Source organism: Hyphomicrobiales bacterium (assembly GCA_016125495.1).
Lineage (GTDB): Bacteria > Pseudomonadota > Alphaproteobacteria > Rhizobiales > RI-29 > RI-29.
Window position 1 is genome coordinate 81282 of record WGLQ01000027.1, and the last position, 23402, is coordinate 104683.

22 protein-coding genes are annotated in these 23402 nt (G+C 67.4%); 15 read left to right on the forward strand and 7 right to left on the reverse strand.

The window, feature by feature from the left end; translation table 11 throughout:
* The first annotated feature begins 87 nt into the window (after positions 1-87).
* From GC150_16285 to GC150_16305, 5 genes are all read left to right on the forward strand, one after another.
* Positions 88-1122 (forward strand): FAD-dependent oxidoreductase, encoded by a 1035-nt coding sequence (locus GC150_16285; GenBank protein MBI1386467.1) that lies wholly within the window; start codon positions 88-90, stop codon positions 1120-1122.
* Between the two features lie 79 nt (positions 1123-1201).
* Positions 1202-1456 (forward strand): sulfur carrier protein ThiS, encoded by a 255-nt coding sequence (gene thiS / locus GC150_16290; protein MBI1386468.1) that lies wholly within the window; start codon positions 1202-1204, stop codon positions 1454-1456.
* A 125-nt stretch (positions 1457-1581) separates the two neighbouring features.
* Positions 1582-2397: a thiazole synthase gene (locus tag GC150_16295; GenBank protein ID MBI1386469.1), complete on the forward strand. Its 816-nt coding sequence runs from the start codon at positions 1582-1584 to the stop codon at positions 2395-2397.
* Positions 2398-2426: 29 nt separating this feature from the next.
* On the forward strand, positions 2427-3080 hold the full coding sequence (locus GC150_16300; protein MBI1386470.1) for a thiamine phosphate synthase: 654 nt from the start codon (positions 2427-2429) through the stop codon (positions 3078-3080).
* Positions 3077-4096, forward strand: coding sequence for a CHAD domain-containing protein (locus tag GC150_16305; protein ID MBI1386471.1), 1020 nt, complete (start codon positions 3077-3079; stop codon positions 4094-4096). The genes GC150_16300 and GC150_16305 overlap by 4 nt, the downstream gene beginning before the upstream one ends.
* Before the next feature lie 50 nt (positions 4097-4146).
* Here the strand turns inward: GC150_16305 and GC150_16310 are convergent, their stop codons facing one another.
* The gene (locus tag GC150_16310; protein ID MBI1386472.1) at positions 4147-4584 is read right to left on the reverse strand and encodes a hypothetical protein; all 438 of its coding nucleotides are present in this window, start codon (positions 4582-4584) and stop codon (positions 4147-4149) included.
* A 163-nt stretch (positions 4585-4747) separates the two neighbouring features.
* Complete coding sequence (locus tag GC150_16315; protein MBI1386473.1) at positions 4748-5653, reverse strand: polyphosphate kinase 2 family protein; 906 nt, start codon at positions 5651-5653, stop codon at positions 4748-4750.
* Between the two features lie 216 nt (positions 5654-5869).
* On the opposite strand from GC150_16315, the gene GC150_16320 reads away from it, so the two are divergent.
* A complete protein-coding gene (locus tag GC150_16320) occupies positions 5870-7081 on the forward strand; it encodes a patatin family protein (protein MBI1386474.1) in 1212 nt (403 codons plus the stop codon).
* 93 nt (positions 7082-7174) lie between these two features.
* Here the strand turns inward: GC150_16320 and GC150_16325 are convergent, their stop codons facing one another.
* Positions 7175-8596 (reverse strand): aminotransferase class III-fold pyridoxal phosphate-dependent enzyme, encoded by a 1422-nt coding sequence (locus GC150_16325; GenBank protein ID MBI1386475.1) that lies wholly within the window; start codon positions 8594-8596, stop codon positions 7175-7177.
* On the opposite strand from GC150_16325, the gene GC150_16330 reads away from it, so the two are divergent.
* The 4 genes from GC150_16330 to GC150_16345 all read left to right on the forward strand — a co-directional run bounded on the left by GC150_16330 (position 8481) and on the right by GC150_16345 (position 12620).
* Complete coding sequence (locus tag GC150_16330) at positions 8481-10214, forward strand: FAD-binding protein (GenBank protein ID MBI1386476.1); 1734 nt, start codon at positions 8481-8483, stop codon at positions 10212-10214. The genes GC150_16325 and GC150_16330 overlap by 116 nt on opposite strands.
* A 204-nt stretch (positions 10215-10418) precedes the next feature.
* On the forward strand, positions 10419-10814 hold the full coding sequence (locus GC150_16335) for a hypothetical protein (protein MBI1386477.1): 396 nt from the start codon (positions 10419-10421) through the stop codon (positions 10812-10814).
* Positions 10763-11449, forward strand: a complete 687-nt coding sequence (locus GC150_16340) for an EamA family transporter (GenBank protein ID MBI1386478.1) — start codon at positions 10763-10765, stop codon at positions 11447-11449. Before GC150_16335 ends, GC150_16340 begins: the two co-directional genes overlap by 52 nt.
* A 142-nt stretch (positions 11450-11591) precedes the next feature.
* The gene (locus tag GC150_16345; protein ID MBI1386479.1) at positions 11592-12620 is read left to right on the forward strand and encodes an aspartate-semialdehyde dehydrogenase; all 1029 of its coding nucleotides are present in this window, start codon (positions 11592-11594) and stop codon (positions 12618-12620) included.
* Positions 12621-12721: 101 nt separating this feature from the next.
* On the opposite strand, the gene GC150_16350 is transcribed toward GC150_16345, so the two are convergent.
* Positions 12722-13477 carry a septal ring lytic transglycosylase RlpA family protein gene (locus GC150_16350; GenBank protein ID MBI1386480.1) on the reverse strand — a complete coding sequence of 252 codons (756 nt, stop codon included), beginning with the start codon at positions 13475-13477 and terminating at the stop codon, positions 12722-12724.
* 210 nt (positions 13478-13687) lie between these two features.
* Between GC150_16350 and betA the strand changes: the two genes are divergently transcribed.
* A complete protein-coding gene (gene betA, locus GC150_16355; GenBank protein ID MBI1386481.1) occupies positions 13688-15382 on the forward strand; it encodes a choline dehydrogenase in 1695 nt (564 codons plus the stop codon).
* 12 nt (positions 15383-15394) lie between these two features.
* Here betA and GC150_16360 read toward each other — a convergent pair whose 3' ends face one another.
* Positions 15395-15874 carry a DUF992 domain-containing protein gene (locus GC150_16360; protein ID MBI1386482.1) on the reverse strand — a complete coding sequence of 160 codons (480 nt, stop codon included), beginning with the start codon at positions 15872-15874 and terminating at the stop codon, positions 15395-15397.
* A gap of 603 nt (positions 15875-16477) precedes the next feature.
* Here GC150_16360 and GC150_16365 point away from each other — a divergent pair.
* The gene (locus GC150_16365) at positions 16478-17653 is read left to right on the forward strand and encodes a type III PLP-dependent enzyme (protein MBI1386483.1); all 1176 of its coding nucleotides are present in this window, start codon (positions 16478-16480) and stop codon (positions 17651-17653) included.
* Positions 17654-17689: 36 nt separating this feature from the next.
* Here the strand turns inward: GC150_16365 and ubiB are convergent, their stop codons facing one another.
* The gene (gene ubiB / locus GC150_16370) at positions 17690-19327 is read right to left on the reverse strand and encodes a 2-polyprenylphenol 6-hydroxylase (GenBank protein MBI1386484.1); all 1638 of its coding nucleotides are present in this window, start codon (positions 19325-19327) and stop codon (positions 17690-17692) included.
* Positions 19328-19391: 64 nt separating this feature from the next.
* Positions 19392-20168, reverse strand: a complete 777-nt coding sequence (gene ubiE / locus GC150_16375) for a bifunctional demethylmenaquinone methyltransferase/2-methoxy-6-polyprenyl-1,4-benzoquinol methylase UbiE (protein ID MBI1386485.1) — start codon at positions 20166-20168, stop codon at positions 19392-19394.
* Between the two features lie 125 nt (positions 20169-20293).
* Between ubiE and mutM the strand changes: the two genes are divergently transcribed.
* The 3 genes from mutM (at position 20294) to GC150_16390 (ending at position 23380) form a co-directional block, all read left to right on the forward strand.
* A complete protein-coding gene (gene mutM / locus GC150_16380) occupies positions 20294-21199 on the forward strand; it encodes a bifunctional DNA-formamidopyrimidine glycosylase/DNA-(apurinic or apyrimidinic site) lyase (GenBank protein ID MBI1386486.1) in 906 nt (301 codons plus the stop codon).
* An 87-nt stretch (positions 21200-21286) separates the two neighbouring features.
* Positions 21287-22060, forward strand: coding sequence for an enoyl-CoA hydratase (locus tag GC150_16385; GenBank protein MBI1386487.1), 774 nt, complete (start codon positions 21287-21289; stop codon positions 22058-22060).
* A gap of 264 nt (positions 22061-22324) precedes the next feature.
* Positions 22325-23380 (forward strand): hypothetical protein, encoded by a 1056-nt coding sequence (locus GC150_16390; protein MBI1386488.1) that lies wholly within the window; start codon positions 22325-22327, stop codon positions 23378-23380.
* Positions 23381-23402 lie beyond the last annotated feature (22 nt).

The following is a 23402-nucleotide window of genomic DNA, read 5'->3' on the forward strand; positions in this document are numbered from 1 at the left end:
CGGCAAATGTCGGGGCAAGTCGTGGCTCGACCGGTCGCCGCACGGCCCGGACCACGCGCCCGACCGGCCCCGTCCGGTCCCTGGGAGATGATCGTGCCGACGAAGCCGCCCGCCCCACCCCGCCGTGCCGACCGCCCCGGCAACGGCCTGCGCATCGTGGTGCGCGGAGCCGGCATCGTCGGCCTCTGGCAGGCCCTGACCCTTCGCCGTGCCGGCCACGACGTCACCCTCCTCGAGCGTTCCCCGGCCTCGGCCCCCTTTGCAGCGAGCGCCAGTTGGTACGCCGGTGGTATGCTCGCCCCCTTTTGCGAGGCGGAGGCGGCGAGCGCGCGAGTCCACGACCTCGGCCTTGCCTCGCTTCCACTCTGGCGCGCCGAATACCCTGCCCTCGTCACCGCCGGCAGCCTGGTGCTCACCGCCGCCCGTGACCGCGCCGAACTCGACCGCTACGCCCGCATGACAACGGGCCACCGCCTCCTCGATGCCGACGGCCTCGCCGCCCTCGAGCCCGCTCTCGCTGGCCGCTTTTCCCGTGCCCTCCACTATCCCGAAGAGGCCCACATGTGCTCGCGCGAGGCACTCGCGCACCTCCTCGCGCGGGTTCGGGCCGAGGGTGTCGAGACCTGCTTCGGCGTTCGCGAAGACGCCGCCCTCCCGCCGGCCGACGTCGTCGTCGACTGCCGCGGCATCGCGGCTGCCGGCGAATTGCCGCGGCTGCGCGGTGTGCGCGGCGAAATGATCGTCGTCGACGCCCCGGACGTTCAGCTGTCCCGCCCGATCCGCCTTCTCCACCCGCGCTTTCCGCTCTACGTCGTACCATGGGGTGGCCCGCGCTACATGATCGGCGCGACGGTGATCGAAAGTGCGGGCGCCGGTCCGGTCACCGTGCGTTCCGCCCTCGAATTGCTCGGGGCGGCCTACGCGCTGCACCCGGCTTTCGCCGAGGCCGAGATCCTCGAACTGGGCGCCGGCGAGCGCCCGGCCTTTCCCGACAACGTACCGGCCATTGCGCAGCGGGACGGGCGCATCTATGTGAACGGCATGTTCCGCCACGGGTTTCTGAGCGCCCCGGCGCTCGCGGTCGAGGTCGCGGCGATGCTCGCGGCAAAGCGCGGTTCCTAGCCCGGCGGGCGGTGGCAACGGGCGTGACGGCTGGCCACAGGCGGCCCGAAACATCGCCGACGAACCGAGGTTTGACGCCATGGACGACCGCCACGAGCACCTCGAGCGATTGGCCGCGGGCGCGGCCCCACGCTCGCTCTCGATCGTGCTGAACGGCGCCGAGGAGGAGACGCGCGCGACGACGCTCGCCGAACTCGTCACCAGCCTCGACATGGCGCCCGAGCAGGTGGCCACCGCGCTCAACGGCCGCTTCGTCGCACGCGCGGCCCGCAGCGCTTGTCGCCTGACCGCGGGCGACCGCATCGAGATCGTCTCGCCACGCCAGGGCGGTTAGGCCGAGGCGGCCTTCCCAGCCGACCGCTTGCCAAACCGGCGGATGGCAACGAAATGAGAGCAGCGAGGATGCGCCCGGGACCGAACGGCACCTCGAATTGCGAGGATGGTCCCCGAGGGGCGACGATGACCACGACCGATACGACGAGCGCGAACGAACCCCTGACCCTCTACGGCCGGGCGCTCACCAGCCGCCTCCTGCTCGGCACGGCACAATACCCCTCGCCCGCCGTCCTGCAGGAGGCCATTAACGCGAGCGGCGTCTCTATCGTAACGGTCTCTCTCCGCCGCGAGGGTACGCGGGGCCGAACGGGCCAGGGTTTCTGGGACCTGGTTCGCGAGACGGGCGTCAGCGTACTGCCCAACACCGCCGGCTGCCGCACGGCCCGCGAGGCGATCACCACGGCCGAGATGGCGCGCGAACTCTTCGAGACCCCTTGGATCAAGCTCGAGGTCATCGGCAACGACGATACCCTCCAGCCCGATGTGTTCGCCCTGGTCGACGCCGCTCGAGCCTTGGCCGCGGACGGCTTCGAAATTTTTCCCTATACAACCGACGATCTCGGCGTCGCCGAACGCCTCCTCGATGCCGGCTGCCGCGTCCTGATGCCATGGGGCGCCCCGATCGGCACGGGCAGGGGCCTGACCGACCCCTATGCGCTGCGCACCATGCGGGCCTATTTCCCGCAGGTGCCCCTCGTCGTGGACGCAGGGCTCGGCGCCCCATCGCATGCCTGCGCCGCCATGGAGATGGGCTACGATGCCGTCCTGCTCAACACGGCGGTGGCGAAAGCCGGCGACCCGGTGGCGATGGCGCGGGCCTTCGCCGAGGCTGTCGCGGCCGGCCGCCTGGCCTTCGAGGCCGGTCTCATGGAAGCCCGCGACATGGCGACCCCCTCGACACCGGTCGCGGGCACACCATTCTTCGACCTCGCCCGTTGAGTCGTCCCGTCCGCCCCCGGAGCCTCACCATGCCCGCCCCCCGCAACGACAGCCCGGACCAGCGCTGCGCGATCGACGTTTTCTATCCCGTCCTGCCCGACCTCGAGTGGCTGAAGCGCCTCGTTCCGCTCGGCGTGCGCACGGTGCAACTGCGCCTCAAGGACGCCGCGCCGCCCGAGATCGAGCGTCAGATCGCCGGTGCGCTCGAACTCTGCGACCGCCATGGCGCGACGCTCATCGTCAACGACTACTGGCGCGAGGCGATCCGATTCGGCGCTCGATACCTGCATCTCGGGCAGGAGGATCTCGTGGCCGCCGACCGCGAAGCGATCCGCGCCGCCGGCCTCTGTCTCGGCATCTCGACCCACGATCGCGCCGAACTGGCGAGCGCCCTCGCCGTCGGCCCCGATTACGTCGCCCTCGGGCCCATTTATGAAACGCGCCTCAAGGTCATGAAATGGCGCCCCCAGGGGCTCGAGAGGATTGCGGCCTGGCGCGATGAGACCCGCTGCCCGCTCGTCGCGATCGGTGGCATCACGCTGGAGCGCGCCGATGCGGTGCTCGCGGCTGGCGCCAGTTCGATCGCCGTCGTCACCGACCTCGTCACTGCCGCCGAGCCCGAGGCACGCACCCGCGCCTGGCTCGCCTGGGCCGACACGGCCCGCACGGAGAGCCGGACGTGAGCTATTCGTTCGCCCCCGATCGAACGTCGACAGAGAATGCCCGCGGCATGGCTCTCGCCCAGATCGACAGGATCGAGAAGGCGATGACGGGCGACCTGCCGCCCGCCGAGATCGTCCACTATGCCCGCCGGCGCCTGAAGCGCGTGCGCGCCTCGTTGGCGCTCGCGGCGAGCGGGTTCGAGTCGGGCAAGGTGCGCGCGGCCGACCGGGCTTTGCGGGACTTGGCGCGCGATGTGGCTCCGCTGCGCGACCACGATCTGGTGCGTGCGGTGTCGGCCGGGCTGCGCCCGTTGCTCGTAACGTGCCCTGAGATCCTGCCCGTTCTCGATGCGGTCGATCGATCGTTGGCGGCCCACGTGGCACCGGCTGACGCGATACCGAATGCGGCGTCCGCCATCGCGGGACATCGCGGAACAGCGCGCACGCGCCGGGATGTCCTGCCGTCACCGCAAGCAGGGCTCCCTGCCACACCGACGCTGGACGTCGAACGGTTCGCTCGCGAACTCGCTCGCGCCCGGCGCATGATCGTCGATTTGCCGACCGCCGACGAGGACCCCGAGGCGCCCCTGCGCGCCCTCGTTCGGATCTACCGACAGGCGCGCAAGAGCATGGCGACCGCCCTCGGGAGCGGCCGCAGCGAGGACTACCACGAGTGGCGCAAGCCCGCCCAACGTCTCGCCCGCCAGCTCAAGCTGACCGCCGTCTTTTTCGATGGCCGCCTGAACGAGCGTCAGGTCGAAACACGCCTCCTGGCGCGCATGCTCGGCGAGGACCATGACCTCGCCGTGCTGCAGACCTGGATTGCCGGAAACGTGGGACACGCACTCGCCCCACGCGAGAGGGCCCTGATCGACGGCCTCGTCCTCGGTATGCAGGTTGTGCTTCGCCGCGACGCGAGAACACGCGGCGAAGCCTTGTTCGATGCACCCCCCGCCGCGTTCGAGCGCTTGCTCCGCAAGCTCTGGTCGAGCCGCGCGCGCGAACGTGGCGTGGCCAGGAGCCGGTCGAAGGACTGACGGTCAACTGGATCGACGGCGCGCAATCGCCCCCCGCCTCGACAGCCCTCTCAGGCCGGCTTCGGCCAGACGAAATCCGGACGCAACCCCTCATAGACAGGACGCCCGTCGTTGGGCTTTGGAACCCCGGTAGCTGGATCGTAGAAGGCGTGATAGGTCGCCGGCAGGCCCTTGCTGTCGTACCCCATGAGGTTCGGCACGATCACCCGGATGCGGCCCTGCTTGTCGTCGAGCATGATCGGCTTGCCGCAGGTCGAGCAAGTGCACAGCTCGAGCGGCCCGCCCGGATTCTGGTCGTTGAACGGTTGGCGCTTCAAACCCTTGGGATTGTCGACCGCGACGTCACCGTGGCGAAAGAACACCACGTGCGTCGTCGGCTGCCCCGTGACGCGCTTGCAGACCGAGCAATGACAGGTGTGGTTGTCGATCGGCTCGCGATCGGCATGGGTGTGCACATGGTCACAGCCGCCAGCGTACTTGTGGGCCATCGTCTCCTCCTCGCTCACGTGCTTGTCGGAATGATCGTCGGGGCCCGGCCCCGGCATGCGCTTACCGTGAGCTGCCTTCGAGCATGCCACTTGGCGGCCCCGCTGTCACGAGCAGCGCCCGCCATGGACTCGCCGGGGATGGCCGCCGGCAGGGTTGGGCGCCCTAAACCCTTTCCGCCTTGAGGGACTTGAGGCTGTCGGCCATCTTGGCGCGCTCCTCACCCGAGAGCTGCGGGCGCTCCAGTCGGAGACCCTCGAGTGTCTCGGTGATGATGTGGGCCGCGAGCGCCCGCGACACCCACTGGTCGTCGGATGGCACCACGTACCAGGGCGCGTGCTCGGTGCTGGTCGCCGCGAGCATTTCGCAGATCGCAACGTCGTAGTCGTCCCAATGCTTTCGCTCGGCGACGTCGCGGGCGGAGAACTTCCAGGCCTTTTCCGGATCCGTCAGCCGCTCGATGAAGCGGTTGCGCTGTTCCGCGAATGAGACGTTGAGGAAGAGCTTGATGATGACGGTGCCATTGCGCGCCAGATGGCGCTCGAACGCGTTGATGTCCTCGTAGCGCTCCTGCCAGATGTGCTCCGTGACGAGGCGTTCCGGCAACCGCTGATTGGCGAGGATGGCCGGGTGCACCCGAACCACGAGCACCTCCTCGTAGTGCGAGCGGTTGAAGATACCGATCCGACCGCGCTCGGGCACCGCCTTCCAGCAGCGCCAGAGGTAATTGTGGTCCAGTTCCTCGGCCGAGGGTGCCTTGAAGCTCACCACCTGGCAGCCCGCCGGATCGACGCCGCTCATGATGTGTTTGATCGCACTGTCTTTCCCGGCCGCGTCACGGCCCTGGAACACGATCAGCACCGAATGGGTGTCACTGGCATAGAGCCGTTCCTGCACGTCGGACAACTCCGCGCGCTGCTGCTCGAGGAATTCGCGTGCGTGCTTCTTGAGCTTCTTGCCGGCAAGTGCATCGAACGGCGGAGGCCCGGACCAGCTGGTCATGAGGTCGCCGGACGTGAGCTTCTGGCCCGGCCGGATACGGAATTCGCCGATGTCGATCTTGTCGTGCATGTTGCCCCCCGTTGTGCCTCGCGCCCGGATAGCGCCGGCCGCCATTGACGAGCGGTGCCGGCCGACCACAAGCCGGGCGCGAACCTCGCCCGCCTCGCCGGCGCCGCTTTGCTGCGATGTTACGATCCGGTAGTGTTGGGCGGCTAGAAGAGAGATCGAGTTGTCATCGGTGTCAGTGGCCGCCCGCTTGGTGTTCGGGCAGCGGGATCGAGCAGGATGGTGCGTCTGAATTCCCTGACCGGGCCGCTGCGCCATGTCCTGGCGCTCGTCTCGGTGCTCGTCGTGGCCGGCTGCGCGGTCAGCATGGCGCGCCTGACGGTGCCGATGGAGCTGGTCGGCGAGGCGACGCCGGTCGGCCTCACGCACGTGCGCGGCTGGGGCGACGAGGTGCCGGCCGGCATCGATCGCATCGCAGCGCAGATGGTCGATCAGCTCCGCCAATCGGGCGTCGCTGCCTCTTCGTCGAACGCGAACTTGAGCTATCTTGCGCTGTCGGGCGGCGGCTCGGACGGTGCCTTCGGCGCCGGCCTTCTGGTCGGCTGGTCGGCCGCAGGCACGCGGCCCGAGTTCACCATCGTCACGGGCATCAGCACGGGCGCACTGATCGCGCCCTTCGCCTATCTCGGGCCGGCCTACGATCCCGTGCTGCGTGACATCTACACGCGTTATTCGACCTCCGAACTGGCGAACCCGCAGTTCGTCAACGCGGTGTTCGGAGGCGTCGCCGTTGCCGACAATTCCAAGCTCGCCCAGCTCATCGCGGTCTATGTGACACCTGCCATCCTGTCCGCGGTGGCTCACGAGCATACCCGGGGCCGGCGCCTCCTGATCGGCACCACCAACCTCGATGCCCAGCGCCCGGTGATCTGGGACATGGGAGCGATCGCCGCGAGCGGACACCCGAGCGCCCTCGACCTCTTCCGCAAGGTGCTGCTCGCCTCGGCGGCGATTCCGGGCGTCTTCCCGCCGGTCTTCATCCCGGTCGAGGCCGGCGGCCAACGCTTCGAGGAAATGCACGTCGACGGTGGAACGACCCAGCAGGTCTTCTTCCTGCCGGGACACGTCAACGTGCGCGCGCTCGACGAGCGCTTCGGCCTCACCGCGCAGCACCGGCTCTACATCGTCCGCAACAGCAAGCTGGCCCCGGAGTGGGAATCGGTGAACGCGACCACCTTCAGTATCGCGTCACGCTCGATCTCGACCCTCATCAAGAGCCAGGGCCTCGGCGACATCATCCGCATCTACGACGATGCCGTCGCCAGCCGCATCGACTTCAACCTCGCCGCGGTGCCGAAGGAGTTCGACATCGAGGCCCGCGAACCGTTCGACCGCGTCTACATGACGCGGCTGTTCGAGCTGGGCCATGGACTGGCCGCTCGCGGCTACGATTGGGCAAAGACACCGCCGCGCGCGACGCGGCAGCGCTGAGGGTTGGCAGCCGCCGCGCCCCGAGGCGTGCCGGGCCGGCGCATCGGGGTCCGGCGCATCGGGGGACGGCGCAATCGCGATCCGACCCGCCATTCATCCATCGAACAGCACGTCCCCATGCTGCGCGAGCACCTCGTCGACGGCCCTGGCGAAGGCATCGTGATGCTCCGGCTCGAGCGCGAGCGAGAGGCTCATGAATCCGCGCCGCGCCATGTACTGCCCGCGCGCGAGCATCTCGAGGTGGAAGAGGCGGCGGACATCCGGATGGCCTTCGGACGCATCGGCCGGCGATCGGATCACACGGTCGTGGAAATGGACGCACATGATGCTGCCGACCCCGGTGAACTGCGCCGGCAGCCCGCGCGCCCGGGCGATGCCGTTGAGCCGCGCGCGCAGGTCCTCCCCGTCGGCCATGAGCCGGCGGGCGACCTCCGGCGTGAAGACATCGCGCAGGCCCGTGAGCCCGGCCGCCATCGAGGCGACGTTGTTGTTGAAGGTACCGGCATGGCGCAACGGGTTGGCCCCGAACGGATCGAACGGGCGCATCACGTCTGCCCGCCCGCCGAAAGCGCCGAAGGAAAAGCCGCCGCCGAGATACTTGCCGAGCGTCACGAGATCGGGCGTGAGGCCGAGTTCGCCGTGCAGCCCGCCCGGCCCCATGCGAGAGGTCATCACTTCATCGAGGATCAGCAGCGCACCGATCCGCTCGGCGAAGGCCTGGAGGCCTGCGAGATAGGCACGATCGGCGACGATGCCGCCCCCCGACCCCATCATCGGCTCGACGATGATGGCCGCGATCCGGTCCTCCTTGCCACGCGCCGCCGCGATCGTCGCCTCGAGATCGTTGTAGACGCCGAGGACGAGCGGGAAGGGTGCGTTGAGCGGACTTTTCGGATCGCCGAAGTAGAGAACGCCACCATGATAGCCGCCAGCCACGCCGAGCACGTGATCACGGCCGGTGAAATTGCGCGCCGCCCCGATCGCCAGGAGGTTCGCCTCGGTCCCGGAATTGGTGAACCGCACTGCCTCGATCGCTGGAAAGCGCGCGACGACCAGCTCCGACAGCTCGACCTCTTGCGGGTTGGGTCCACCGCGCGTCAGCCCCTCGGCGATCGCCTCCATGGCAGCGGCCTGGAGAAGCGGGTGCCGGTGACCGTAGAGTCCGGCCGAATACTCGCCGAGATAGTCGGCATAGCGGTGCCCGTCGGCGTCCTCCAGCAGTGCGCCGTGACCGGCCACGAGGCGCAGCGGAAACGGATCGTAGTGCAGAACGGTGCGCGTATTGCCGCCGGGCATGGCGCGGGCCGCCCGCTCGTGCCACTGAGCGCTCGTTGGATTGTGCTCGACGAATGCCTCCGCCGCCGCCGCCGCCCGAAGGGCGAGATTGTCGTTGTGTTGCATGGCCTCTTTGCGTTGCATTGGTTGCCCCTCGGCATCGACCCGGCGCGCAGGACCGGCCCACTCGGACGGATTGGTCGCCTTTCGCAAGGACGATAGAGCAGACGGAAGCCCCATGGAACAGCACCTCGCATCACCGACGTCCGAACTCGCCGACCGCTACGATGTGGTGATCGTCGGCTCGGGCTACGGCGCGAGCGTCGCGGCGCTACGCTACGCCGAGGCCGGCCACTCGGTCGCCGTTCTGGAGCGCGGGCGCGAGCATCCGACGGGCAGCTTCCCACAAGGCCTTTCGGACCTTCGCCGCGAATTGCAGATCACGAGCGCTTCGGGCCGCTCCGGCCGACCCGATGCGCTGTTCGACATGCGGCTCGGCCGCGACATGCACGTCCTCGTCGGCTGTGGCCTCGGCGGCGGCTCGCTGGTCAATGCCGGCGTCGCGCTGCGCCCGGACCCGCGCGTCTTCGCCGACCCCGCATGGCCGGTGGAGATCGGCGATCTCGATCGCCTCGATGAAGGCTATGCGCGGGCCCGCCACTGGCTTCGACCCGCGACGGACCCCGCCGCTCCCGACACGCGCAAGCTCGCCGCGCTGCGCGAGGCCTCAGGCGCCCTCGGCGTGCCGCCGGCCCCGGCCGAGGTCGTGGTGAGCTTTTCGGAGACGACGAACCCGGCGGGCCTGCGCCAGCCCGCTTGCACGCGCTGCGGCGACTGCTGTTCGGGCTGCAACGTCGGCGCCAAGAACACCCTGGCGCTGACCTATCTGCCGGCTGCCCGGGCCGCCGGTGCCCGGCTCTTCGAGCACGCGCGAGTCTCGCACCTCACCCGAACGCAAGGCCGCTGGCTCGTGCACGTCGAACTGGCGGACGGGCCCGACACCTCCATCCGCCGCACGCGCGCCATCGCGGCAGAGCGCGTCGTCCTTGGCGCCGGATCACTCGGCACGACCGAGATCCTGCTCCGTTCGGCGGCGAACGGCCTCGCCCTCTCGTCCCGCCTCGGGCAACGCTTTTCAGCCAATGGTGACATCATCGCCTTCGGCATGGCGAACCGCGAACCGGTTGGCGCGATCGGCATCGGCCATCCCGCCAAGCCCGGCACGACGCCGGTCGGCGCCGCCGTCACCGGCCAGATCATGCTACGCGATCCGGGCGATCTCGAGCGTGAGATGACCATTCAGGAAGGCGTCCTGCCCAGCGCGCTGGCACCGGTGCTGCCCGTATTCTTCCTGCCCGGCGGACGCCTACTCGGTGCCGCCGCCGCCCTCCTCAAGGGCGTCTACAAGGGACCGCTCGCGCATCTTTCGACCTACTTCGTCGTCGGCCACGACAGCGCGGCCGGCCAACTCCGCCTCGAATCGGATCGGCTCTCGCTCGTCTGGCCGGGGGTTGGCGAGGAGCCCGTCCAGCACCGCGTCGACGCCAACCTGACCGCCCTCGTCGAGGCCGGTGGCGGGCGCTACGTCAAGAGCCCTCTCGCCATGACCACGGTCGGCTCGACGCCTGCCACGGCCCACCCGCTCGGTGGCGCCGGCATGGGCGCCGATGTCCGCTCCGGTGTCGTCGACCATCTCGGTCGTGTCTTCGATGCGGCGCCCGGCAACGCCGATACCAACGTGCACGACGGCCTCTTCGTCCTCGATGGCGCCCTGATCCCGCGCTCGCTCGGCTGCAATCCGCTGTTGACCATCACCGCGCTGGCCGAGCGCGCCCTCCTCGCGATCAGGCGAAACTGAAGCCATGATGACAGCGAAATATTCCGATGTGGCGGGATGTGGCGGTAACCGGCCGGTTACCTTCCCCTGCGCAAGTTGCGCGGGTGGGCGGCCGTCGGGTCATGTGACGCGTACCGATGATGAAGCCTGGCTTCGCGCCGCCCACGACGGCCCTTGCGAAAGCGGCGACTTGCGCGCTCGGCAAAGCCCGGTCAGGTATGACCGATGAGCGATCGCAAACTCGAGACGGCGAGCCCGCCCACCGGCCACAACCGGATCGTCCTCGGCATCCTACTGATGTCGTTGGCGATGCTGGTCATTCCCTCGATCGACGCGATCGCCAAGTTCCTGACGGGCATCGTCTCGCCCGGGCAGGTCTCCTGGAGCCGGTTCATCTTTCAGTCGCTGCTGCTCGCCCCCTCCGCATTGCTCGCGATCTGGGCGATCCGCCGGTCTGGTGGGCCCGCCCCTTCGATCACCGCCACCGCCATCGGCCCGATCTGGGCCCACGCCGCGCGCGGCGCGCTGATCTCGATCGCGACGCTGCTTTTTTTGCTGGCGTCCAGGTCATGCCGATCGCCGACACCATCGCGATCTTCTTCGTCGAACCGCTCTTGCTGACGCTGCTCTCGGCGCTCCTCCTCAAGGAGCACATCGGCTGGCGCCGGATTGCGGCCGTGTTGATTGGCTTTTGCGGTGCGCTCCTGGTCATTCAGCCGAAATTTCACGAGGCCGGCCTCGTGGTGCTCTACCCGCTCGGCGCCGCGCTCGCCTTCAGCCTCTACATGATCCTGACCCGCATCATGGCCGCCAACGTCAACCCACTCGTCATGCAGTTCATGGCAGGCATCTTCGGCTTCCTGACGATGTCGATCGGCCTCGCGATCGGTACCTTCCTGGGTATCGCGGCCCTCACCTTCGCCTGGCCGTCCTCGTCCTCGTGGGGCCTCCTCGCCCTGCTCGGCGTCATCGCGACGTTGACCCACATTCTCGTCGTCCTGGCGGTGAAATTCGCGCCGGCGAGCGTCGTTGCTCCCTTCCAGTACCTCGAGATCATCAGTGCGACGCTGCTCGGCTACATTTTCTTCAGCGACTTCCCGACGCCGATGACATGGCTCGGGATCACCATCATCGTCGCCTCCGGTATCTATGTGATCTACCGCGAGCACGTGATCGCCCGGCGCGAGAATGCCCGCCCGGTGATCGTCGCACCGCCGCCACCGATCGTCGCAGCCCCCTCGCGGACGCGCGCATGAGCGAGCGGGACATGCGGCGGCGAGCTCGCCGAAGCCTTCGATGCGATTGGCGAAGCACGGTCTTTCGACTATGGTGCCGCCGGGTGTCGGCACCTTCGGTTCCGAATGCCCCTGCGACAACCGAACCATCGAGATCAAAGCAATGAGCTATAACGTCGCCGTCGTCGGTGCCACGGGCAACGTCGGCAAGGAGATGCTGAACATCCTCGCCGAACGGGAGTTCCCGGTCGCCGAGATTTACGCCATCGCATCGCGCCGGTCCGTCGGCCGCGAAGTCTCCTTCGGCGACCGAACGCTCAAATGCCAGGACCTCGAGACGTTCGACTTCTCGAAATGTGATTTCGCGCTGATGTCGGCGGGTGGTGACGTCTCACGCGCCTGGGCGCCTCGCATCGCCGCGAGCGGCTGCCTCGTCATCGATAACTCGTCGGCGTTCCGCTACGACATGGATGTGCCGCTCGTCGTGCCGGAGGTGAACGCCGACGCGGTCGCCGGCTACACCAAGCGCAACATCATCGCCAACCCGAACTGCTCCACGGCGCAGCTCGTGGTCGCCCTCAAGCCGCTGCACGACCACGCCCGCATCAAGCGTGTCGTCGTCGCCACCTACCAGTCGGTATCTGGCGCCGGTAAGGAGGCCATGGACGAACTCTGGACGCAGACCAAAGGCATCTTCGTCAACGACAAGCCCTCGCCGCACAAGTTCGCCAAGCAGATCGCCTTCAACGTGATCCCGCACATCGACGTCTTTCTCGACGACGGGTTCACCAAGGAGGAATGGAAGATGGTCGTCGAGACCAAGAAAATTCTCGATCCCGCCATCAAGCTGACGGCGACGTGCGTCCGCGTGCCGGTGTTCGTCGGCCATTCGGAGGCGGTCAACATCGAGTTCGAAAGCCCGATCACGGCCGATGAAGCGCGCGAGATCCTCCGCCAAGCACCCGGTATCCTGGTGATCGACAAGCGTGAGGCAGGCGGCTACGTGACCCCGGTCGAATGCGTCGGCGACTACGCCACGTTCGTCTCGCGCATTCGCGAGGATCCGACGGTCGAGAACGGCCTCGCCATGTGGGTCGTCTCCGACAACCTGCGCAAGGGCGCCGCGCTCAACACCGTGCAGATTGCCGAGACGGTCGTCGAACGCAACCTGCTGAGCCGCCGCGCCGCCTGAACCGAGGAACTGGCCCGGGGCCGACATTCGGGCCGCCACCGCGCAGGTGGCGGCCCTTTCCATGTCACCCGCACGGCCCCGGCGCCTGCGCCCCCATCACGTCAGAAGCCGGCCCATTTCCTCCTTGCGGCAGGTGCGTTGCCGGCGCTGACGCGAACCGGTCCGGCGGCGCGCTCGACGGGCCAGCATCTGACAGCCCGGCCATCGGCGCGCCGATCGCAGGTGAGCCACGGCTGGCGCACCAGGAAATGATCCTCATAGCTCGTGTCCCCGTTCAGCGGTGCCGGTCCGAGGTAGCGCACGCGCACCTTGGCGAGCCCCTGGTTACGGAAACCGAGCATCTCGGCTGCCTGCTCCGAGACGTCGAGGATGCGTCCGTTGTTGAAGGGACCGCGGTCGTTGAGCCGGAGCACGAGTTCGCGCCCGTTGGCGATGTTCGTCACCCTCACGTAGGACGGCAGCGGCAGCGTCGGGTGGGCGGCAACCAGCGCCGTCGAGTCGTGAATCTCCCCATTGGCGGTTCTGCGGCCGTGAAAGCGCCTCGCCATCCACGCCGAGGTGCCGATCGTGTCGTAGTCCGGCTCCGCGCGGGGATAGAACCACCTGCCGTATGCGAAGTAGGGCTTACCGATCACCGCGCGCCCGCCGCCGACGGGCACCGGGGCACCGACCGGCAACACACGGTCGTTCTCCTCGGCCCGGCAACCCTCACCACATGGCAGCGAGCACGCGGCCGCAAGCAGCGCCGCTAGCACGCCTGCCACCGCCACCCAGGCGAGCGGCGTGAAGAGGCCATGGGCGGCTTGACTCCGTCCCCCCGTTCCCGGATTTCTCTTGCTGAATACGCGCGTTTCCATGGCGCGAGCCTGAACCCGGCAGGTAATCCGGTCGTGAACCGATTGCGGGGCCATGCTGCAGATCAATTGACGTCCCGAACGCCGCTCTTGCGGGGCGATCCCCCGGCGGGCGGGAAACACTGAGCTGCACACCGGGTTGCCACACCAAGGAAACCCGGGCACGCCCCCGCATCGAAGGGGTACAGAGGAAAACAGCGCGGGGAGCAGGTGATGGCGACCGAATTCGACTATGTGATCGTCGGCGCGGGATCGGCAGGCGCCGTGCTCGCCGCGCGCCTCACCGAGGATCCGGACGTCAAGGTCCTGCTGCTCGAGGCGGGCGGCAGCGACCGCAGTATTTTCATCCAGATGCCGTCGGCGCTTTCCATCCCCATGAATATGCCGCGCTACAACTGGTTCTTCGAGAGCGAGCCCGAGCCCTTCCTCGACAACCGGCGCATGCACACCCCCCGCGGCAAGGTGCTCGGCGGCTCCTCTTCCATCAACGGCATGGTTTACGTTCGCGGCCATGCCCGGGACTTCGATGAATGGGAGCAGCTCGGCGCGACCGGCTGGGGTTACCGCAATTGCCTCCCCTATTTTCAGAAGGCCGAGCGCTGGCAGGATGGCGGCGACAGCTGGCGCGGTGGCGAGGGCCCGCTCTCGACGTCGAACGGCAATGGCATGGCCAACCCCCTCTATCGCGCCTTCATCGAGGCGGGTGTCGAGGCGGGCTACGGCGCGACGGACGACTACAACGGCCACCGCCAGGAGGGCTTCGGCCCCATGCACATGACCGTGCGCAAGGGCCTTCGGTGGTCCACGGCCAATGCCTATCTGCGCCCCGCCATGGCGCGCCCGAACCTCACGGTCGAGACCCACGCCCTCGCCGATCGGGTGATCTTCGAGGGCCGTCGGGCTGTCGGCGTGCGCGCCCGTGTCGGCGGGAAATGGTATGTCTGGCGCGCCGAACGCGAGGTGATCCTATCGGCGGGTTCGATCGGCTCGCCAGCGATCCTCCAGCGCTCCGGCATCGGCCCCGCCGAGGTCCTGCGAGCGGCCGGGATCGACGTGCTCCATGCGAGCGATGCGGTCGGCGCCAATCTCCACGACCATCTCGAGATTTATTTCCAGTACCGTTGCAGGGAACCGCTGACCCTCAACAGCCGGCTGGGCCCCCTTTCGAAGCTGGCGATCGGCGTCGAATGGTTGCTCTTCAAGCGCGGCCTCGGCGCAACCAACCATTTCGAATCCTGCGGCTTCATCCGCTCGCGCGCCGGTCTCGAGTGGCCCGACGTGCAGTTCCATTTCCTTCCCGCCGCGATCCGCTACGACGGCAAGGCGCCGTTTTCCGGTCATGGCTTCCAGGCCCATGTCGGCCCCAACAAGCCCAAGAGCCGCGGCCGCCTCTGGATCACCGGCACCGACCCCGAGGCCAAACCACGCCTTCTCTTCAACTACCTGAAGGAGGAGGAGGACCGCGTCGATTTCCGCGCCGCCCTGCGCCTCACTCGGGAGATCATGAGCCAGCCCGCACTCGATCGCTATCGCGGCGAGGAAATCCAGCCGGGCCCGGCCGTTACGACGGACGCCGAATTGGACGCCTGGATCCGCGCCAACGCCGAGAGCGCCTATCACCCGACCGGTACTTGTCGCATGGGACGGCCGCAGGACCCGACCAGTGTGGTCGATCCCGAGTGCCGCGTGATCGGTGTCGATGGCTTGCGCGTGATCGATTCGGCGCTCTTCCCGACGGTGACGAACGGCAACCTCAACGCGCCGACCATCATGCTGGCCGAACGTGCCGCCGACCTCGTGCGCGGCCGGCCGACGCTTCCCTCATCGAATGCACCCGTCTGGATTGCGCCGGATTGGCGGATGCGCCAGCGCGAGGGCTCGCCCGTCAGACCGCTGGCCACGCCGTGATCGCCTCGCGCCTCAGCGCAACGTCAGTCCGGAGACGCCGAGCGCGACGTTGAGGCCGGTCTGGCCCTGCACGCTGAAGGGCTGCAGGGTGATCGAACGCTGGAGGCCGCCGACCAGCACGTTGACCCCTGCCCCGACCCCGACCGAAGCGTCGACGGATGCTCCGACGTAGTTCCCCCTGAGCGCCCCCTCACCGAGGTCCGTCGTGGCTGCCAACACCGTCCAGATGATCTCGGTCTCGCCGGTCGTGCCGATGTCGATCCCGAGTTTGGTGATGGTCGCGTCGTAGAACTCGACGACCCGGCCCTTACCGCGCTCGAAACGGCAGACGAGCTGCTTTTGCGAGCCGATGATGAAGCCGGTTCCGCCTTCCCCGGTACATGTGAGGAGCCCGGCCTCGACGCCCGGCCCTTCGCCGGAAGCAAAGCCTGGCGCCCCGAAAATGCCGACCCCGAGAACCACCGCCGCGAGATGTCGCCTGAACCGCCCCATGGAGTCGTGCCTCCTGAATTTCAGTTCCGCCGAGCCTGTGGCGAGATTCGTGTCCTCACTCCGGCCGAGTTGTGGCCAAATTGCGTCGGCCATGGCCACGGCTGACGTATATCCGCAGTATTCGTCTCGCCGGACCGTCACATTGGTGATATGAATGGTGTTGTATGAGCGTATCGGGTTCAGTTGAACGAAGCACCACATCAGCCTGAATTGTGCTGATCATGAGTGGTTCGACAATCGTGGTAGACCTCGACGCCGCCGTCCGTGTCCACTCCGGTGTCGGTGAGCTGCGTTGTTTCGGGGGACGCCGTGGGGCTCGGCCTCGCGCATCACATTTCGAGTTCCTCTGCCATATGGCGGAGATACCACCGGGCGGCATGGATCGTAGCCGCGTAGCCGCCCGGTGACGACAGCACAGCGCCGAAGCCGGATTGCCGCGCGGGCCTCGTGCCCGACCGCGCCGAAGTTTTTTCGCGGCCGGAACCACACCCCCTTTACATCGCCCCCGACGCACCCTAAATGCGCGCCTCCGTGATCGCATCGCGCGATCTCTGCCGACGAGGCAGACGCCAGGTCCGGCTCGACCTGTGGAGGTCCCATGAAATGGAAAGCTTCAGCTCCGCCGACGCGTTGATCGTGGCCGCCCGCCCGGAAGATCCCGTCCTCGGATTTCGTCCCCACGCAGCCCACCGCGCCGCCCGCTGGTTCCTCGATTGCTTTCCGGGCGAGGTCGCCTACGCGGTCAAGGCCAACGACTCTCCCCTCCTCCTTGCGACATTCGCGGCCGCCGGCATCCGCCAGTTCGATGTCGCCTCCCTCGCCGAGGTCGAACTGGTCGGCGCCATCCCCGGCGCGCGCCAGCATTTCATGAACCCCGTCAAATCGCGCCTGGCGATCCGCCGCGCCTACCGCGAGTTCGGCGTACGCTGCTTTGCGCTCGACACCGAGGATGAACTCGAAAAGATCATCGCCGAGACCGGCGGCGCCCGCGACCTCGAACTGTTCGTGCGCATCGCGGTTACGGCAGGCGAGAGCCGCGTTCCACTCGAGAGGAAATTCGGCGCCACCGACGAGACCGCCGTCCGTCTCCTACAGCGCGCACGCCATCACGCAGATGAACTTGGCATCACCTTCCACGTCGGCTCGCAGACGATGTCCCCGGGTGCCTATACCGACGCCCTGGCGCGGGTCCACCAGCTCATCGTTCGCGCCGGCGTCGTGGTCGATGCGATCGACGTCGGCGGCGGCTTTCCCTCCGTCTATGGCGAGCCGCGCCCTGCGCCGCTCGCAACCTTCGTCTCCGCGATCGCCCAGCGTTTCGAGGCCCTGCCGGTCAGCCGCGACTGCCGTCTGATCTGCGAGCCCGGCCGCGCGCTCGCCGCCGAGGCCGAGAGCCTCGTCGTACGGGTCGAGGCGCGCCGCGGCAACGAGCTCTTCATCAACGACGGCGCCTATGGCGCGCTGTTCGATGCCGCCCACCTCGGCTTTCCGTTTCCCGTCCGCCTCGCCGGCCGCCGCGCCGAGGCGAGCGATCAGCCGTGCGCCTTCGAACTCTGGGGACCGACCTGCGATTCCCTCGATCGCATGAAGGGTCCGTTCATGCTGCCCAATTCGATCCGCGAGGGGGATTATATCGAGTTCGGCAACATCGGCGCCTACGGCCGCGCGGTCGCAGGTGACTTCAACGGCTACGGCCGCTACATCGAGGTGATCCTGGAGGACGAGCCCATGCTCAGCATGTACCGCCCCGCCGGGCACCCGCTCGCGCGAAAGGCCTAGGCCGAGTGTCGAACCGGCCGTCTCCGCGGCCGGCCGTCAGCCCCGCGCTGCGAGCATGAACGCGATCGCCGTCAATGCCGCCGCGCCGATCCAGATCGCGATCCGCGTCAGCCAGCCGCCGACCCCGATCGGCGCCGGCTCGCGCGCGGCGTTCCTCTCCTCGCCGACCGCGATCTCGGCCGCCCGGCTGGCGAGCGCCTCGACCGTCCGCTCCGCCTGGCCGAGAAGCCGCGGCACCGTGGAGAGGAATCCGCCGATCTCCCCTGCTCCCCTCTGGATCTCCGCGATGCGCCCGGCCGCCCCGAGTTCGCGCTCCATCCACGCCTTGACCACGGGCTCACCCGCCGTCCACATGTTGAGCCGCGGGTTGAGCGAGCGTGCCACGCCCTCGACCACCACCATCGTCTTCTGCAGGAGGATGAGTTCCGGGCGCGTGCGCATGTCGAAAACCTCGGTGTACTCGAAGAGCTGACCGAGGAGGTGCCCCATGGAAATCTGCTCCGCCGGCCGGTCCATGATCGGCTCTGCGACCGCCCGCAGCGCCTGCGCGAATTCATCCACCGAATGGTGCGCAGGCACGTAACCCGCCCAGAAATGCACCTCGGCCGCGCGGCGGAAATCGGACGAGATGAAACCGTAGAGGATTTCGGCGAGGAACCGGCGTTCACGTGGTCCGAGCCGGCCCATGATCCCGAAGTCGATCGCGACGATATCGCCGTTTCCATCCACGAAGAGATTGCCCGGATGCATGTCGGCGTGAAAGAGGCCGTCGCGCATCGCATGCTGGAGGAATATGCGGATGAGCCGGACGCCGAGTTCGTCGAGATCGTGACCGGCGGCCCGGAGCGCTGGCGTATCGGCGATCGGCGTTCCGTCGATCCATTCGCTGGTCAGCACGCGCTTGGCCGTTCTCTGCCAATCCACCTTCGGCACGCGAAAGCCCGGATCGTCCTTGGAATTCAGCGCCATTTCGGACATCGCGGCCGCCTCGAGCCGCAGGTCCATCTCGAGCGCCGTCGTATGGGCGAGCGTGTCGACGACGGCGACTGGCCGAAGGCGCCGCGACGGGGGATGGAACCGCTCGATCAGCCGCGCCGCCGTGTAGAAGCTCGACAGATCGTTGGCAAAGCGCCGTTCGATGCCAGGACGCAGAACCTTGACCGCCACCGCGCGCCCGGAATTCTCGTTTGTCGTGGACGAGTCGGCTTCGGCATCCGGCCGGGGCGCCACCGGCACCTCGCCCTTGTGGACCTGCGCGATGGAGGCGGCCGCCACCGGCGGACCGAGCCGGGTGAACAGCGCCTCGACCGGCCGCCCGAGTGCCTCCCCGATGGTCGCGCGAGCCACCCGCTCGGGGAACGCAGGCAACCGGTCGGTCAGCTCCTCGAGATCGGCCACCAGCGCCTCGGGAATGAGGTCCGGCCGGGACGCGAAGAATTGTCCGAGCTTGATGTAGCTCGGCCCGAGATCGGTGAGGGCGGCCGCGATCGGCGACTGTCCCTTGGGATCGCGCGACCACGGCCAGCTGACCATGCGCCAGACGAGGCCGACGACACGACCGAGCCGCAGTACAACCGGCACTGGTGTGCCGGCCGGCACCAGCCGCACGCCGTACCGGGCGAGCGTGAGACCGGCACGCGCAAGGCGCAGATAGTCGATCAGGGAGCCGGCCATCGTGCGCCCCCCGTCCATCGCTCGCTTGCCGGGCTTGCCCCCGCGATTGTCCCCGCCGCCCCCGTCACAGACGCCAGCCCGAGTGGATGGCCGCGATCCCGCCGGTCAGATTGCGATAGGCGACGCGCGAAAATCCCGCCTCGCGGATCATGCCGGCGAAACGCTCCTGGTCCGGAAACCGCCGGATGCTCTCGACGAGATACTGGTAGGGCTCGCCATCACCCGCCGCCACCGCCCCGAGGCGTGGAATGACGTGGAACGACCAGGCATCGTAGAGCCGATCGAGCATCGGCACGGTGACGCGCGAGAACTCGAGCACAAGCAGCCGGCCGCCCGGCTTCAGCACACGGTAAGCCTCCCGGAGCGCCGCGTCGATGTTGGTGACGTTACGGATGCCGAAGGCGATCGTGTAACCCTCGAACGTCGCGTCCGCCATGGGCAGCGCCTCGGCATTGCCCTGCACGAAGCCGATCCGCTCACCTTCCGGCCGCGCCGCGAGCCGCGCCGCGCCCGCCGCCAGCATCTCGCCCGAAATGTCGCAGATCGTTGCCCGCGTACCCGCCCCGCCCGCGCGCACCACGCGCAGCGCAACGTCGCCCGTGCCGCCCGCCACGTCGAGCAGTTCGAACCGCCGCGCACCCTTGGGCGGCGCCAGCCAGTTGACGAGATCGTTCTTCCAGGCCCGGTGCAGCCCACCGGACATGAGGTCGTTCATCAGGTCGTAGCGGTCCGCCACGCGCCGGAAGACATTGTTGACGAGCCCCTGCTTCTCCTCGGGCTCGACCCGTCGAAAGCCATAGGAGGCAGAGAATTCGTCGTCGGAATGGTGTGCTTGGCTCATGGCGGCGGACCTTAGCGGACTGCGCCGCGCCGGCAAAGCGCAACGACCGGTGAGGGCGAACGCAACCGCCCGTCAGCCGACGACGTCCCGGTTTACTTTCGCGTCCCACCCGCTAGACCTGCGCGATGCCGGAATTGCCCGAGGTCGAGACCGTCTGCCGCGCCCTCGCCCCCCGTCTCGTGGGGCGCCGCTTCGTGCGCGTCGAGCAGCGCCGGCCGGACCTGCGCTTTCCCTTTCCCCCGGCCTTTGCCGAGCGCCTTTCGGGGGCCCGCATCGACCGCCTCTGGCGCCGTGCCAAGTACATGCTCGCCGCCCTCGACACGGGCGAGGTGCTGCTCGTCCACCTCGGCATGTCGGGGCGCATGCTGGTCGAGCCGCCGGGTTCGCCCGAGCGCCTCGCGACCGTCGCCCTCTACCACGGCCCGCTCGACGATGGCCTGGGCGGCACCAGCGGCAATGCCGGCCACGAGGCGCGCCACGATCACGTCGTCTTCCACATGGACGACGGTTGGCGCATCACCTTCAACGACCACCGACGCTTCGGCATGATGGACCTCTTTTCCAAGCACGACATGGACCGCCAGCGCTTCCTCGCTCCGCTCGGGCCGGAGCCGCTCGGCAACGCCTTTTCGCCCGAGACCCTCGGGGCCGCGCTCGCCGGCCGCGCAACGCCGATCAAGGCCGCCCTCCTCGACCAGCGCATCGTCGCGGGACTTGGCAACATCTACGTCTCGGAAGCCCTCTTTCGCGCCGCGATCTCGCCGCGTCGCCTTTCGCGCACCATTCCGGGCCGGCGCGCCGAGCGCCTCGTTCCGGCGATCCGCGAGGTGCTCGAGGCGGCGATCGCGGCCGGCGGCTCGACCCTCAGGGACTATGTCCACGCCGACGGCTCGCTCGGCTATTTCCAGCACACCTTCGCCGTCTACGACCGGGAAGGCGCCCCCTGCCCGCGCCCGGGCTGCGGCGGCACCGTTCGTCGACTGGTCCAGGCCGGCCGCTCGACCTATTATTGCGGCCGCTGTCAGCGTTAGCCGCGACCGGCCCGCAGCCGGCGCCGAGACATTCTGGCGGAGCCACCACGCCACCCGCGAGCATCGCCACCCGAGGAGGAGACCCCAATGGCCTATCAGCACATCATCACCGAGGAACGCGGCCGCGTCGGTCTCGTCACGTTCAACCGCCCGCAGGCCCTCAATGCCCTCTGCACGCCCCTGATCGAGGAATTGGGCGCCGCCCTCGCCGCCTTCGAGGCCGATGCCGGCATCGGCGCCATCGTCATCACCGGCTCGGAAAAGGCCTTCGCGGCTGGCGCCGACATCAAGGAGATGCAGTCCAAGAGCTACATGGATTGCTACAAGGAGGACTTCATCGCGAGCTGGGACGCGGTCGCCCGGTGCCGCAAGCCGGTGATCGCGGCGGTCTCGGGCTACGCCCTCGGCGGCGGCTGCGAACTCGCCATGATGTGCGACTTCATCATCGCCGGCCGCTCGGCCAAATTCGGCCAGCCCGAGATCACCCTCGGCGTCATTCCGGGGGCTGGCGGCACGCAGCGCCTGACGCGCCTCGTCGGCAAGGCAAAGGCCATGGACCTCTGCCTCACCGGCCGCATGATGGACGCCGAGGAGGCCGAGCGCTCGGGCCTCGTTGCCCGCGTCGTCGATGATGGCGAGGTGCTGGGCGAGGCCTTGAAGGCGGCCACCAAGATCGCCGGATTTTCACTCCCCTCCGTGATGATGGCGAAGGAGGCGGTCGGCCGCGCCCTCGAGACGACGCTCGGCGAGGGCCTGCGCTTCGAGCGCCGCCTGTTCCACTCCCTCTTTGCCACCGACGACCAGAAGGAAGGCATGCAGGCCTTCGTCGAAAAGCGCAAACCGCAGTTCGCGAACCGGTGAGGGGCGGGGGCGGGCAGCAGCGGGGGCCGGGAAGGCGAAGGCGACGGGAGCGCCGGGCCGAAAGGCGCAGGGTGGGAAAGATATGCCCCCCGCCACCCCCTCACGATCCCCGGATGCGGTGCAGCACGCAGTGGTGCGCCGCTGATCCGGGGTCGCCCTGAAGGCGGTCACCGCACACGGGAGACGTCAGCGCCCCCGCCACCACCTAAATGGCCGAGCCGAAAAGCAAACGATCCGACTCCTTGACGCCGGCGGAACACAATCATGAGCACCAATGCTGAATCGATACACCAACAACTCTGCCGCAATGCGCTCTCCTTCCTGCAGCGAGCCGTCGATGAAGTAGGTGTCTCGCCATCATTCTCAATTGTTCACTTTGCGATAGGCATAGAATTGCTCCTCAAGTCCCGACTTGTTCTCGAACATTGGTCACTGATAGTGGACGGCAACAAGGCAAATTGGAGCCAGTTCAAAAAGGGACAATGCAGAACAGTAAGCCTTGACGAATCGATGCGGCGTCTGGACGAAATATGTTGCGAACCCATCCCGAGTCTGGCAAAGACCACGTTTCGCGCTTTGGCCGCCCATCGAAATCGTATCGTACATTTTTTTCACGAAATCGATGCCGAACCAAACCAAGCACGCAATGCCGCAATCATCGAGCAGTTCAAATGTTGGTACTATATAAGACAAATATTTGAAAAATGGCGAGAACATTTTCCGGATCTAGCGACTGAAATTTGGTCGATTCAGAAAACAATGAACTCCAATAGAAATTATCTCGCCGAAGTGTTCGAACACTTGTCACCCGCGATCAAAGGGCAGCAATCAGACGGTCAAACCTTCTGCGAATGCCAATTTTGCGGATTTCATGCTGCCAAGGAGAACGCAAAAACACTCCAATTGGGGATTGCCATCTGTGAAGTCTGCGGTTCGGAACACAATTATCTTTTTATCGAATGCCCAACGTGCAGCTTTGACATCAGGGTAACAAACTACAACATCAACGATATAACGTGCAATGGCTGTGGAACTAAGCTGTCGAATGACGAACTTGGAGAAACTATAGATTCAGATCCAGTTAACTCCGATAACTACTTCGAGCACGTTGGAATAAATTGCGCAGCTTGTCTCAGTCTTGGTTCCGTCGTGGATCACCACGATCATTTCGTCTGCAAGCTTTGCCTTGGAATTGCCACCGACGCCCCCATGTGCGGCTGGTGCGGCGAACGTCAAATCGGTGGTGGTGACCTTGTGTATAGCAGGCTACATGGTTGCGAATTTTGCGACGGTCAGCTGGGGTGGGAAGGTGACGGCTAAAACAAATGTGCAGCGGAGCCCA